Genomic DNA, 13447 nt, shown 5'->3' with positions numbered 1-13447 from the left:
AAAAAGAACCCTTGTATTGATATGATCCCCTTATAGTAGATAGGAAAAAGAAAGCACATTAACCTGTTTACTATGGAGGGGATTTTTTTATGGGGAAAATTAGAGTCACTTACGATGTAGAATTTAAGAAAAAAGCTATAGATTTATACTTAAAAGAAGGTATGAGCTATAAAACCATTGCGAAAGAATTAGGTATTCATCACTCGGTTGTAAGTCGTTGGATGAAACACTTTGAAGCTGAAGGAATCAAAGGACTAGAAGAAAAACGCGGGAAAGCAAAAGGACCAGGTTTAGGTAGACCAAGGATTAGACCCGAAGATCCAGAAGCTAAGATCAGACGATTAGAAGCGGAAAATGAAATGTTAAAAAAGCTCTTAGGGATGTAAAAGGAGGAATGAAAGTCGTATCCAAAACGAAAAAATTCGAAGTCATCCATGAAATGACAAAAACAGGTTATACAGTGACCATTCTATGCGATATTGCTGGTGTAACCAGAAGTGGGTACTACAACTGGATAAAACGGCATACGACGCCTTCAAAAAAACAATCAGAGGATATCGAAATTAAGAAAAAGATATTGGCGTGTCATAAAAAATTAAGAGGAATTTATGGATATAGAAGAATACAAGTGTGGCTGAAAGCCACATATAACCTTCATTTGAATCATAATCGCATCCAAAGATTGATGTGTGAACTAGGTATCAAAGCCGTAATTAGGAAAAAACGACCTTATTACGGAAAAAAAGAAGCTTATGTGATTTCAGAGAACCATCTAAATAGGGAGTTTCAAGCTTCAAAACCGAATGAGAAATGGGTAACCGATATTACCTATTTGATTTTCAATGGACAGCGCTTGTACTTATCCGCTATTAAGGATTTATACAATAATGAAATTGTTGCCTATGAAACCAGTCGTAGAAACGACTTAAAACTTGTGTTAGATACACTGAAAAAGGCAAAGAAAAAACGAAATGTGAAGGGAATCCTCTTACATAGTGATCAAGGGTCCCAGTATACATCTCGTCAATATAATCAATTACTTAAAAAATATCAGATGAAGGCAAGTATGTCTCGAAGAGGCAACTGTTGGGATAATGCTTGTATGGAAAACTTCTTCAGTCACTTTAAGGCAGAGTGTTTTCATTTACACTCCTTCCATAAAGCGAATGAGGTCAAACTTGCCGTGCGTAAATATATGCACTTTTATAACCATCAAAGATTTCAAAAGAAATTAAATAACCTGAGTCCATATAAATATAGAACTCAGGTTGCTTAGTTGCGCTTTTTAAATACTGTCTACTTGACAGGGGTCACTGCATAGTGATAGGCTCCTTCTAAAAAATAACCATTATATATACATTGGAAATGGATTTATTTCACTAATAATGAATATGTTCCATTTCTGTTTTCCTCAGAAAAGAACATAACTAAGTAATACTTCCCTGGTTCTAATTCAATTTTCCCTTTTATATTATTTCCATCCACTTGGCCCTCAGCGACAGGATGTTCCATATCTGTTCCACGAATCAAATTCCAACCTATTCCAATTCCCTGTTCATCTATAACAGAAATATCTACTTCTTTTGGAGATGTGACTTCGAACGTATACATATACGCCATATTAGGCATATCCATACTTCCTTTGAAAAGCTTATTAAAACGAATTGCCTTTGCACTGTCAAATCCATGACCTGCTGGCTCATCTTTTTTTACGGTAACCGTTGTTTGCCCGCGATTTAATTTTCCTTTATCATCTTTCACTGTTAGCCTTGCAGTATATGCCCCCTCTTTTCCATATACATGAGTAGGATTTGCTTCTGTACTTGTTGTACCATCGCCAAAATCCCAGAGATACGAAACAATTTTTCCACCTGTGCTTTCTGTACCATCGCTATGAAACTCAACTTTTTCATTTAACATCTCATTGTATGGCCCATTCATATTTACTTTAATTGTCTGTTTTTCTTCTTCTCCCGTTGCAACGCCATGGAATACAACATCGTATTCAAATTGATTGTTCGCATTCACACGATAATTGACAAAATACGCTGTAACTGTTTTGTAGCCGCTCCATTCTTTTTGCGCTAACTGTTCCAAAGATTGATTGATTTGCTTGCTCATCGCTTTCCAATCCTCAGATTCCCCTTTTGTTACGTCGCCTGTATATGTTCCTTCTAATGTAAACGTATCAAAGAATTGAGACTTATGCTTTGTCATTGTTGTATCTTTTATGTTTGCTACATTTTCAATTTCTTTCTTTACATCAGCTAGTGGCTTTGGTGCATGTTCAGCTAAATAATCATCTGATACTTGTGGGGTATTATATGTATCTTGATTATCAATTAACTGCTTCATATAGTCTTGGTATTCTTTATTTAAATTTGGATCCTTACTTAAAGCTTCACGATATGCATCGTAACCCTTCACATCATTTGCACGAATTAAATCTTGAATCTTATCGAAAGTTTCAAATTGATGAGTATATAAGTAAGACTGCAGTGCAAAAGAATAATTATAAAAATCCCATGATCCATATTTCGAAAATAATGTTCGTTCTGCTGTATAACGTTCCGCAGGATTAGATGATAATCCTCTAATTACACTTTTGCGCGGAACAACATTATTCGTACGAGTAGATCCCGCAAAAAATTCTGCATTGCCTTCATCAAACCAAGTCATACGTTCATTTTGATATAATTCTCCTTGTCCCCATGATCCTGGAACTTCGTATCTTGCCTGTAAATAATGTGTAAATTCATGACGGAACAATTCTTCTAAAGTATAACTACTTTGCTGCGGTGTACGTTCATATGTAAAGAACGTTCCTTTTCCTTCAATGTAAATGCCACCATTATTCGTGTCATATCCATATAATTGGCTATTTCGTTTATATTCATATGGATCATTATAAATTACGATTGTCAGTACATCATCAGCTTTCCCTGCTTCTAACGCTGCATCATTTCCAATTACACGATGATATTGCGCTTTTACTTCTTTAGCAGCCCAATATAGTCTCTTAACCTTTTCTTCCGTTACTTTATCTCCTGTTTTAAATACAATAGAACCGTCATCGAATGTATACGTTTTTGGTAAGTACTGCTGCTGGCCTTCTTCACGGATTTTCTGTAAATCTACTGTATTCCCGCTATAATCTTTTCCACCATAGTTTGTTGAAATTTGCTCTACCGCATTAAAATAAGCCTCACTTAAACGAGGGTACATACGCATTGCCTGTGTAAGTATTTCTAAACCTTTATCTGGATTACTATGGAATTTCCCAAAACGGCCAGTATAATACACACCATTATTAATTAACCAACTATTTTCTGTTGTCACTTGATTCAGAAGCGCCATTCGACTGACTTCATTTATGAAACCATCAATTTTCCCATACCATATTGTTTCATCCGCTTTTTTACCGTAAGATTGTATATCGTTATCAATCGCCTGTATGAGATTATACAAGGCGTCTCCTTTATTTTTATCACTTATATATGTAGAAATATTATCGTTATATTGCTTTACTATTTTCGCTGCATATTGAACTGTTTCAGCATCACAAGAAGCGTTACTAATTAATTTACCGTATGAAGATACCACTTTATCCTGTTTATTTGTACCAAGTTTAAAATTCGGATTTTTTGCAATTGCTTTTAATGCCGGTAAACATTTATCATGGAAGCTTCGCTCATTTAAATAGTTTAATTCTTTATTATTAAACCCTAAATAAAAACCGCAATACAATACTTCAACAAACGTCTCAATTCCTTTTGTATCATCTTTTGTAAATGCGCTCCCGCGGCGGCCTAATTCATCAATAATGACTTGTATTCGCTCTTTATTTTGATAAAACGCTTTTGTTTCTTGATTAAATTGAGATAAATCTGTAATTTGATTCCAACTAACATTTCCCAATGTATCTATTAATTCATCATTACTCATTCTATTCAGCTCTGCCACAGAATACTTTTGCTGAAATTGTTTTGCCGCTGCTCGTTTCACGACCGGAGCTGGACGTTGTGAAAAATCGTTCACTTTTAAACGTTCTTCATAAGACAATGTTTCGTCTGCTTTTGTAGAATGTGCAATTTCATCTGTTGAAGTTTCTATCCCAATTGGTTTCTTTTGTAACACATTATAAGGTGTGTTTTCTTCCGCTGATACTTGTGTTTGAATACTTCCAAATGATAAGGCCATTGTACTAATACCGAGTATCATTTGAGTAAATTTTGATTTCTTGTTCATAACATTTCCTCCATTTATAAATTACATTTAAAAAACTAATTATTATCATAAAATATTTTAAAATGCAATATTTCTTTGGTATTTCTGTACACAGCGATACCATATCAAAAAAAGAAATTGATATGTTTAGATATAATTTGAACAAAAAAAGCACTCTAATGAGTATCGAATGAGTGCCTTTCTGTGGTTTATAATCTTATTTTTTAAATTAAAATTGAATATGCTAAATGATAAACACTTTGTAAATAACTTGAGCCTACTGATTTAATACGACCAGGTTCATTGTAGTAATATAGATCAACTAGATCATATCTGTATGTGAATCTACCAGAGTAAGAATAGTCATCTCTATATGCTAGTGATAATGAAGCTGATCCTGATTGTCTGTTTTTACCTAGATGTAAGAATTAATAAAATATCTACTGCGTAATCCTATGCTTCTCTTAATTTAGATTCATGCAACCTCTCTCTTTCTTTTATCATTTTTACAAGAATGCAAAAGATGAAATTATACTGTACATTGCTTATACTTTTTGAAATAAAATCACCTTCGATATGTACATCTTAGTTTAAATACATTTCAATTTACTTTCATAAATGTTACAAAAGTCTTTCAGAGGTCTGAATTCTTTTCTGATGAAACTAATAAACCAAAAGGGAAACCTGCATGTTCATTGGCTTCATAGATCTTTCATTCGATAATATATATATATGCAATTTTACATATCGTTATTTGTAAATATTATTGCGAACGCTTACTATAATGAAAGCATAAAGATGTACCACATCTAAACACCAAGAAAGAGGGGGGAATATTATGGGAATCACAGTGGCAGTTTTAAAATTTGTAGGTGGAGTACTTCCATTCGTTCATGAACTTTTAAAAGGGATATCGCCACATCGCTATCAAGCTAAGATTTTGAAGTACACCCTAAATAAAAATTCTCTTTCTCTACAATTAGTTAGTTTGAGAATTTAGCTCATTTTTTCTTTTTTGGGATATTTACTTTTCTTAAGTTGATGGGCATGTATGGTGAGCCCTATTAGCTTAATAATTATCTTTAGAAAAAAAATTAATTTTTTCTATCCCTCGTGAATTTCTTTAATACTTTTTCCTTCTAAAAATGCATGTCCCGTTTTAATTTTTTCTACTGTTTCAAATCCATACTTTTCATACACTTTTTCTACTGTTTCGTTAATTGGGATCACCCAAAGATTATCTAGTCCTCTATTCATTACTTCACTTTGAATAAAGTGGATAAGTTCACCTATTAACCTTTTACCTCTAAAATTTTCAATTGTAGCTACACTTTCCATCCGGGCCTGTTTTTCATGTTCAAAAATACAAGCGATGGAACATGCTACTCCATTGTATCTAAGTAGATAGTGAGTGAATGCTGGATGTTGGAATTCATCTTGAAAAGCTTTTTTTCTAACTTCGCCTCCTAACTCTTTTATACTACATTCAATATCTAAAGCTTCTTCAAAATTTAATTCAGATACCTTTTCAATAGTAATTTTTTCATTTTTATCTTTTTTAGTTAATTTCTTATTCCATAATTGGACTGGACTTATTAATTCTTCAAATCCAAAATTCTTTATTTGTAATTCAGAAATCAGTTTTTCTTGCATATCTAAGTTGTATATATATAATCTAGGTACTATATTTTTAGTCTTATAGAAATGGACTACTTCATCTACTATCATTTGTGGATTTAAACTTACTACACTTACATGTGCATGATTTGTATCATAATAATATGGGTTACTTTCATTACAAAATATAGAACCCCATGATTTCTCTATTCGGCTAGTAAAGGTTTCAAGATATGCAAAATCCAGCTCAAGAACATTTTTTAAACTAGTCATACGATATTCCCTCTTCTCTATTTATTTCTTCAATATCTTCTGTGCTTTATTATACATTTAAATATTTTAATTTTCAGTTTTTTCGTTAAAATATATCTCATACCCTTCAAAAAATATTTTCAAGAAAAATGAAAGTAAACTTTTGAATATTTGTTTACTTTCATTGATAGAAGTAGAACCACATACCCATCAACCCAATATTTTGGAGTACCTCCAAAAAAATTCACCTCAGATACAACAAAAGAGCCTTACCTCTGTAGGCAAGACTCCACTAGTGTAGTTATATAGTATTTACATAGTAAGTAAGAAACATAAAACATATAATACCAAGTAGCAGAACCCTAACATTCCGCCTATAGCTAGTACCTGTTTAACCCAGCTCTTGATTTTCAGATTACTATCAATAATCGCTTGCACTCTTTCCATATCCGTTTCCTCCTATTAAGGAGAACCCTTAAAGACTCTCACCTCGCTATGATACCATTAAGGAATGACTAATAGAGGTCTAATTTTTGTCTAAATATATAAATATGCAATATTGCATATAAGAATGTATTGATAAAAATGTAAGCGCTTACTATAATAAAAGCATAAAGATAAATCACATCTTAGCATCAACAACAGAGGAGGAAATAATATGACAATCGCAATGGCAGTTTTAAAATTTGTAGGTGGAATCATTCCATTTGTACAAGAACTTTTAAAAGCAGTAATGTAAGTTCATTATTCCGCAATTATTTATAAAAATTATCATACAAATGATCTGTATATCAAAAGTGAATTGATGTGCAGATCATTTGTGTGAGCGAAGTCCCTTTAGCATTATTAAGGGTCTTTTTTGTTATTACCGAAAGTAAACTTTTGAATATTTGTTTACATAAAATAAAAAGAAGATCAAACTAGAAAAACAATCTAGTTCGGTCTTCTTTTTATTTTAAATTCATTAATGATTGCTTTTTTTACATCACTATATAATACCATCATCAGCATTCCCAATATAGTTATAAATAAAGAAATTCCTTCAATTCCAATAAATATCCCTATAAATATAAGAATAATACCTATAAAAAAGCCAAAATCATTTTCATCCTCATCGGGTTCTGGTGCAAAAAGATAATAAAGCGCATAGATTCCTAACGGAATCGTATCTTATGCTGCAAGTCCAAACAATTGATGGATGAATTCTTTCTGATTTTGGACAGACTGGTCCCGTAAATCAGCCTTTTCTTTTTTTATCATATGCATGGCTTCTACTCCAGAAAGAATGGATGCAGCTGTGTCAAAACATTTGAACCCTAGCATAGAACGAATTCGCTTCTTTATAAAGCGATGATCTTGTTCTACTATGTTATTCAAGTACTTTTGTTGTCTAAGTCGCATACGACCAGGTATGCTTTTTTCTTTTTCCAACTGTTCAATTGCTATAGGATAAGCTGGATTTTTATCGACTGTTATAACACGAGGTTTTGAAACATGAAAAGACTGCAAGGCCTTCTTGAAAAAGTGTTTTGCAGCCTTCTCGTCTCTTGTTTTGCTCAGGTGAAAATCGATTGTATTTCCTTTCGAATCAACAGCACGATACAGGTACATCCATTGACATTTTACTTTGATATATGTTTCATCGACTCTCCAGGAGTCACTTGTTTGTTTAAGGTGACGTCGGATTCGTTTGTCCAATTCAGGACCGTACTGATGAACCCAACGCATAATCGTTGTATGAGAAAGGGATAAGCCCCGTTCCTCCATCATTTCCACTAAATCACGAAAACTAAGGTTGTACCGTAGGTACCATCTTACCATTAATAAAATAATATCAGGCTGATAATGCTTCCATTTGAATACATTTTCCTGTTCCATACCAATCACGCACCTTCTTTAGATTAGTATATCAGTATGTCCAAGATTTATAGATATATTGCAATTGTCCTGAAGTTTTTGCACCAGAACCCGGTAACATGCGTAGAGATGGAAAACGTATCCTTACACCTAAGTTAGGTGATGATAAAGGTGGCCGTGTGTTTGAATTTAGTAAGAAAGAAGATTTAGAGAAAGCTAAGAAATACTACGATGAATTAAGCAACTCAGCTCCAATGCTATTCTCACATACATACGCTAAAGGTAATTTCCTTGTACAGATGAATGGTGATATGAAAGATGAAGAGTTTAATAAGTACAAAGAGGTTATGGATAAAGTTGTGAAATAAAAAATATAGATTTGAATCATATTTCTCAATGAGGTCTCGTCGACAAAACGCAAAAACTATATGTTATAATATTTATTGGAAAACAGAATCATGAATTCTTTACGCTAAGGTAGATATTAACCGAAAACGAAAGTTTTTGGTTATACTTATTCACAATATTTGTATTAACGTATAAAATCCGCGAAATGACGGCAGTACCCCATGCCCATCAACTTAAGGATGGAAACAAAATAAACTTTCGTTCAAATGAACTAAAAAACTCTTAAAATACTTTTTGTCCTTAAAAATGAGTATGCCAAATAAACCTTGGTAGGTATAGTTTCAAAAATTATGCTGCTTTCTTTTGTTTTTCCAATCGATTATACTCATAGACAATACCCAGAATATCAAAGACTGTTTTCTTCTCATATCGATGAGATTTCCGCCCGTTTTTCTGTAGTAGGGTAAACAGGCGAACTAGGATCTTTGTTATTCTTTGGGTGTTTTCTCGTATAGCTTGATACAAAATGTATAAATGATCTTGGATCATTCCAATCGCTTTATATTCACTCAATTCTTTTTGTTTTTTTTGTAGAATTAGTTGCCGCATTTTAAACATTGTAGAGGAACAAAGAAAAATGGCAATCAATTTTCCATAAACATGGCATTCTAATCGTTCTTGTTTGATATCGTGCCAATGGTGGATTTGAAATAATGATTTCCAAGTTTTAAAGATAATCTCAATTTGCCAACGGAGCGTATAATAATCATGTACTTGTTCCATCGGAACAATTTCCCAAGGTGTATTGGTAATATATATGTTAATTCCAGTTAATCGTTTGCTCTTTTCAGAATACGTAATTCCCTTCTTACTCTCGGTATACACTTGCTTTTTTCTACGTTCATGAAGTTGTTTTTCGGTTAAACGATAGATGATAACTCGTGTGAATAATTTTTTATCCCTTCCAATGTAAGCATTTTTCATTTCATAAACTTGCCCTGGTTGTAAGGTATTCATAATGTGTTCTAAATCGACTTTGATGTGTTGAGACTGTTTTTTAACTGTCCCATTTCGAAAGTATTCAGGAAACTCATTTTTGATATATACCATATTGTTTAATTTAAGCCGTGATATATAATACACACCACGTTGGTCCATTTGATCTAAATCTTCCAGTGAATAATAGCCTAAATCTCGAATACAGAGATCCCCTGGCCGCAAAGTCGTTAAACATTCTGTTCCAAAGGTCTTATCATTATTTTTCCCTGGTTCAACTTGAAAATTTAAAAACTGTCCACTATGTAAATCATATTCTAATTGAATCTTTATACCGGCTGTTTGGGCACAACCACCCGATCCAGGATACACGCTAGCTAAATGTTTCGGCACTTGGAAAATCGTTGCATCTAAAATACGAATTCGTTGAAAATGGGTTAATGATGAGCTTGAAATTACTGATGTTTCGCAAACTTTACTTTGCCATAATGCAGAAAAAATATGTTTTAAAAACTTAACAGCTTTTTTATTAAAGCGCTTATTGAGTCCTTCAGGACTCATGAGGATTCCTGTGGCTGCATGTAATTGGCTACATAATCGAACGAGAGAATCGCTCGCTATCCGTTGACTCACCCAAATACAAATTGTAGCTAATTCATTCCCTGAAAACTTTCGTTTTCTTTTCACAAAACCCAATTCTCTCGCGAGTTCTTCCAAAATAGAAGGTGTTAAATGTTGATGAAGCTCTTCAGCAAATAGTTGTAATTCATCTTGAATCGAGAGATTCATAAAAAACGTCATCCTTTCTCAATCAGCTTGTTTAGAAAGAATAACGTTTTTTTACACTTGGAGGTAGTGAAGATTTTTAAGTTGATGGGCATGTTTCCTTACCCCTATTAAATAATTTATTTTTGCACCAGAACAAAAAAGATGCCACTCCTCTTGGGAGAAATAGCATCTTTTTTAAATAATGAGGTTTAATTGACTATTGCAATAGCTATTGTTTACACATTATGATCGCGTAAATTGTAGAATAAGCAGTTTAGATTTTTTTACTTTAGGATCACTGTCTAAAATATATCCAATTTCATCATTTTTTCTGTCGCCACTATGCTGACTAATTTGGAAACTACCTGGTGATTTATGTGTAACCATTAAACTGTGCCATTTACGGCCAGTTTCATCATTGCGATATTGAATAACGTCCCCAACATTAGCATTACCTTCTAATGCTTTAGGGCTATAAGTCTCATAAGTTGGTACTCTAGAAGACCAGTAATTATAGAAGTTTTCAACCACAGTCCAAGTATGAGAAGCTTTAAATACCGAACGATTTCCAGTTGCATTTGGCACAACTACACTGTACCAATATGTATTACCTGGTAATAAATCAGCAGTTGAGAATGAAATGTTGTTTAATTTATTCATACCTTTACCACCAGCATTTACAGCTTGTGAAACGAAATTTGTGCAATCTCCGCCACCGCCAAAAATACCACCGCTATAATCGCCAAAGTTAGGGTTTCTGCCCTTTGCCCATTTCACTGCGTAACTAGCAGCTGCGCTTCCACTATATCCTGAACGTGCTGCAGCCATTTTCGGAGCTCGGTTTACTTGTTCTATTTTTGCTGCTGCTTCTTCTGTTTGAACTTCTTCTTTAATTTGTCCAATTGTTTTCTGTGCCACAGGTTTCATGCTAAATTCTTTCGGGTTAGACTTAGCCGTTAAAGACTGAGTTTTTGACGTATCCGCAGTAGAAGCTGCATATAAGGATTTTTCATGTAAATACTCAGCAGCATATCCTAAAATTTGATCATATTGAAGGTGTTTTTCCAATTCTTTATCTTTATGGTACATTAATTGATTAAACAGATAGGCCTGAAATTCTTCGCTATTTACTTTGAACGAAAGATTGTGTTCTCTAAAATAATCAAATAAAACGCTTTCAATTTCACCTAAAGTATAATCATCTGCTTTTTTTTCCTCAGCACTTGTAACTGACATTTGACTAAATATCAAACCAAGTGATAATGCGGCACCAACTAATACTTTGTTTAATTTCATGAAAATCCCCTACCTTCTAAATATTCTTATAACACAAACATATGATATAATTAATAACGATGGAAGGAAAGGGTTATTTTTCTATTTATTTAAAAAAGAGGAAAATAAAGGAGGGTGAAATACGATGAGATGGAAATTATTATTTACGATAGCAGTAGTAGTTACAATCGGATTTATAATTTTCTATAATCGAACAATTGAATCAAAGATACAGGGATTCCCAGTACCTGCTCGTGCGGAATATGTACAACAGAAAGAACATAAGGACTATGAATACAAAGGATCATGTTTTTCAAACGGATTATCCATTGATTATAAGGTAGGAATTTGGTTAGCTGGATGGAAAACACAGGAAGAAGAAGGCGCGATGATTAAATATAAAAAGAATGATAGAGTCGTTGTTTTAATACAAGGAGGGAATGCAATTTATATTTACGAGGAAGGCAGTAAAAAATAAAGCTAGATTTTGAATTTATTTAATTGGGGTACCGCCACATCGCTATCAAGCTAAGGTTTTGAAGTACCCCCTAAATGAAAATTTTCTTTCTCTACAGTTAGTTATTTTGAGAAGCCAGCTCATTTTTTTGTTTTGGGGGTGTTTACTTTTCTTAAGTTGATGGGCATGCGGCAGTACCCCTAAAAGCTCGTGACGGTATAACGGGTAAAGAAATTAAATTAAAAGTAGAATAAACTTTAAGGAGTATTAAAATGAAAAGAACAACTGAATTTGTATTAGGACTTATTGGTGGTATTTTGGGTATTTTATGTGCTCTGATTGCACTATTTATAGGCGGTCTAAGTTCTGCTTTAGATTCTGATGGAGCGAACACCATTACCGCTTTAGGATGGGGAGCTGTTATTCTATCTATTTTAGGAATCTGTGGATCTATTCTGGTAAAGACTAAAGCAAAAATCGGTGGCACTATGTTAGCGATTTCTGCGATTGGTGGATTAATTTGCATTTCATTCTTTTATATTTTACCCGCTATCCTGTTATTGATTAGTGGATTAATGGGTATTTTCCGTAAAGAGAAGGATATTGTACCTGAATAAAAAAGGCACTCATTAGAGTACCTTTTTTATTTTTAATGTTGATTAGTCCAAAATAGTGATCCTTCTGGCGAATAAGAATAACTAATATGTTTTAATAAACCACTTCTTATATCTTCTCTAAGATTATTAATCATACTTAAGTTGTTAGTTGCCCAACCATTATAAACACGCCATTGATACATGTCGCGTCCTTTCATATTGTTATAACTATCCATATCATATCGTTTTTGATTACCCTCTATATTCAATTGATACAATATTATCAGAAACTAAAAAAAGAATCCCATAAACATAGGACTCTTTTTTAATTTTCTCGAATGTAAACTTTTACATAGAATTTTACTTTCAATTTCACTAGAAAAAAGCCAAAAGATGACATCAAATAAGTCATCTTTTGGCTTCAAAACATCTATAAAAATTTTATTATTTCTCCTGATTTTCTACTTTCTCAGTTTTAGAACTGAATCCACTTTTAAATCCATCCGCAAAATCACAACCACCTAATGAAAAAACAAATACACATAATAGACCTATCATAATACCTTTTTTGTAGTTCACCCTATAACATCCTCCATAAACACAACTTAATATTGTAATTATAATATGTAAATTAGAAATATCTATGAAAATAACCTTAAATTAACCTTAAATAATTAGATTGTTGTTATCATTTATGAAAGTAAACTTTTGAATATTAGTTTACTTTCAGTGATAGAAGTAGAACCACATGCCCATCAACCCAATATTTTGGAGTACCTCCAAAAAATTCACCTCAGATACAACAAAAGAGCCTTACCTCTGTAGGCAAGACTCCACTAGTATAGTTATATAGAATTTACATAGCAAATAAGAAACATAAAACATATAATACCAAGTAGCAGAACCCTAACATTCCGCCTATAGCTAGTACCTGTTTAACCCAGCTCTTGATTTTCAGATTACTATCAATAATCGCTTGCACTCTTTCCATATCCGTTTCCTCCTATTAAGGAGAACCCTTAAAGACTCTCACCTCGCTATGATACCATTAAGG

14 protein-coding genes and 1 pseudogene are annotated in these 13447 nt (G+C 33.1%); 6 read left to right on the top strand and 9 right to left on the bottom strand.

Going from position 1 to position 13447, the window contains the following annotated elements; translation table 11 throughout:
* Window positions 1-89 precede the first annotated feature (89 nt).
* Complete coding sequence (locus MHI07_RS28980; protein WP_215578889.1) at window positions 90-386, top strand: transposase; 297 nt, start codon at window positions 90-92, stop codon at window positions 384-386.
* Window positions 387-394: 8 nt separating this feature from the next.
* On the top strand, window positions 395-1276 hold the full coding sequence (locus MHI07_RS28975; protein ID WP_340827283.1) for an IS3 family transposase: 882 nt from the start codon (window positions 395-397) through the stop codon (window positions 1274-1276).
* Window positions 1277-1371: 95 nt separating this feature from the next.
* Here the strand turns inward: MHI07_RS28975 and colA are convergent, their stop codons facing one another.
* Complete coding sequence (gene colA, locus MHI07_RS28970; RefSeq protein ID WP_340827282.1) at window positions 1372-4248, bottom strand: collagenase ColA; 2877 nt, start codon at window positions 4246-4248, stop codon at window positions 1372-1374.
* 817 nt (window positions 4249-5065) lie between these two features.
* Here colA and MHI07_RS28965 point away from each other — a divergent pair.
* Window positions 5066-5227 (top strand): hypothetical protein, encoded by a 162-nt coding sequence (locus tag MHI07_RS28965; protein WP_002187974.1) that lies wholly within the window; start codon window positions 5066-5068, stop codon window positions 5225-5227.
* A 104-nt stretch (window positions 5228-5331) separates the two neighbouring features.
* Here MHI07_RS28965 and MHI07_RS28960 read toward each other — a convergent pair whose 3' ends face one another.
* The 3 genes from MHI07_RS28960 to MHI07_RS28950 form a co-directional block, all read right to left on the bottom strand.
* Entirely contained in the window at window positions 5332-6117 is a 786-nt protein-coding gene (locus MHI07_RS28960; RefSeq protein ID WP_340827281.1) for a GNAT family N-acetyltransferase, read from the bottom strand.
* 291 nt (window positions 6118-6408) lie between these two features.
* On the bottom strand, window positions 6409-6543 hold the full coding sequence (locus tag MHI07_RS28955; protein ID WP_286675247.1) for a hypothetical protein: 135 nt from the start codon (window positions 6541-6543) through the stop codon (window positions 6409-6411).
* Between the two features lie 723 nt (window positions 6544-7266).
* Window positions 7267-7974: an IS6 family transposase gene (locus MHI07_RS28950; RefSeq protein WP_340827280.1), complete on the bottom strand. Its 708-nt coding sequence runs from the start codon at window positions 7972-7974 to the stop codon at window positions 7267-7269.
* An 86-nt stretch (window positions 7975-8060) separates the two neighbouring features.
* On the opposite strand from MHI07_RS28950, the pseudogene MHI07_RS28945 reads away from it, so the two are divergent.
* Window positions 8061-8321 (top strand): annotated as a pseudogene (locus MHI07_RS28945) (stress protein); the annotation flags it as partial.
* Window positions 8322-8649: 328 nt separating this feature from the next.
* Here MHI07_RS28945 and MHI07_RS28940 read toward each other — a convergent pair.
* Window positions 8650-10086, bottom strand: a complete 1437-nt coding sequence (locus tag MHI07_RS28940) for an IS4 family transposase (protein WP_340824914.1) — start codon at window positions 10084-10086, stop codon at window positions 8650-8652.
* 222 nt (window positions 10087-10308) lie between these two features.
* Window positions 10309-11361, bottom strand: a complete 1053-nt coding sequence (locus MHI07_RS28935; RefSeq protein WP_340827278.1) for an amidase domain-containing protein — start codon at window positions 11359-11361, stop codon at window positions 10309-10311.
* Window positions 11362-11485: 124 nt separating this feature from the next.
* On the opposite strand from MHI07_RS28935, the gene MHI07_RS28930 reads away from it, so the two are divergent.
* Window positions 11486-11818 carry a hypothetical protein gene (locus MHI07_RS28930; RefSeq protein ID WP_199676463.1) on the top strand — a complete coding sequence of 111 codons (333 nt, stop codon included), beginning with the start codon at window positions 11486-11488 and terminating at the stop codon, window positions 11816-11818.
* A 251-nt stretch (window positions 11819-12069) separates the two neighbouring features.
* Complete coding sequence (locus MHI07_RS28925; RefSeq protein WP_215582314.1) at window positions 12070-12414, top strand: DUF4064 domain-containing protein; 345 nt, start codon at window positions 12070-12072, stop codon at window positions 12412-12414.
* A 32-nt stretch (window positions 12415-12446) separates the two neighbouring features.
* On the opposite strand, the gene MHI07_RS28920 is transcribed toward MHI07_RS28925, so the two are convergent.
* The 3 genes from MHI07_RS28920 to MHI07_RS28910 all read right to left on the bottom strand — a co-directional run bounded on the left by MHI07_RS28920 (window position 12447) and on the right by MHI07_RS28910 (window position 13384).
* Window positions 12447-12629 carry a hypothetical protein gene (locus MHI07_RS28920; RefSeq protein ID WP_340827276.1) on the bottom strand — a complete coding sequence of 61 codons (183 nt, stop codon included), beginning with the start codon at window positions 12627-12629 and terminating at the stop codon, window positions 12447-12449.
* 208 nt (window positions 12630-12837) lie between these two features.
* Window positions 12838-12972 carry a hypothetical protein gene (locus tag MHI07_RS28915; protein ID WP_003209856.1) on the bottom strand — a complete coding sequence of 45 codons (135 nt, stop codon included), beginning with the start codon at window positions 12970-12972 and terminating at the stop codon, window positions 12838-12840.
* A gap of 277 nt (window positions 12973-13249) precedes the next feature.
* Window positions 13250-13384, bottom strand: a complete 135-nt coding sequence (locus tag MHI07_RS28910; protein ID WP_016127965.1) for a hypothetical protein — start codon at window positions 13382-13384, stop codon at window positions 13250-13252.
* Window positions 13385-13447: the final 63 nt, after the last annotated feature.

It is taken from the genome of Bacillus sp. FSL H8-0545, assembly GCF_038006105.1.
Classification (GTDB): domain Bacteria; phylum Bacillota; class Bacilli; order Bacillales; family Bacillaceae_G; genus Bacillus_A; species Bacillus_A cereus_U.
The sequence above is the reverse complement of the archived record's forward strand: the minus strand, read 5'-3'. Positions and strand labels throughout refer to the sequence as shown.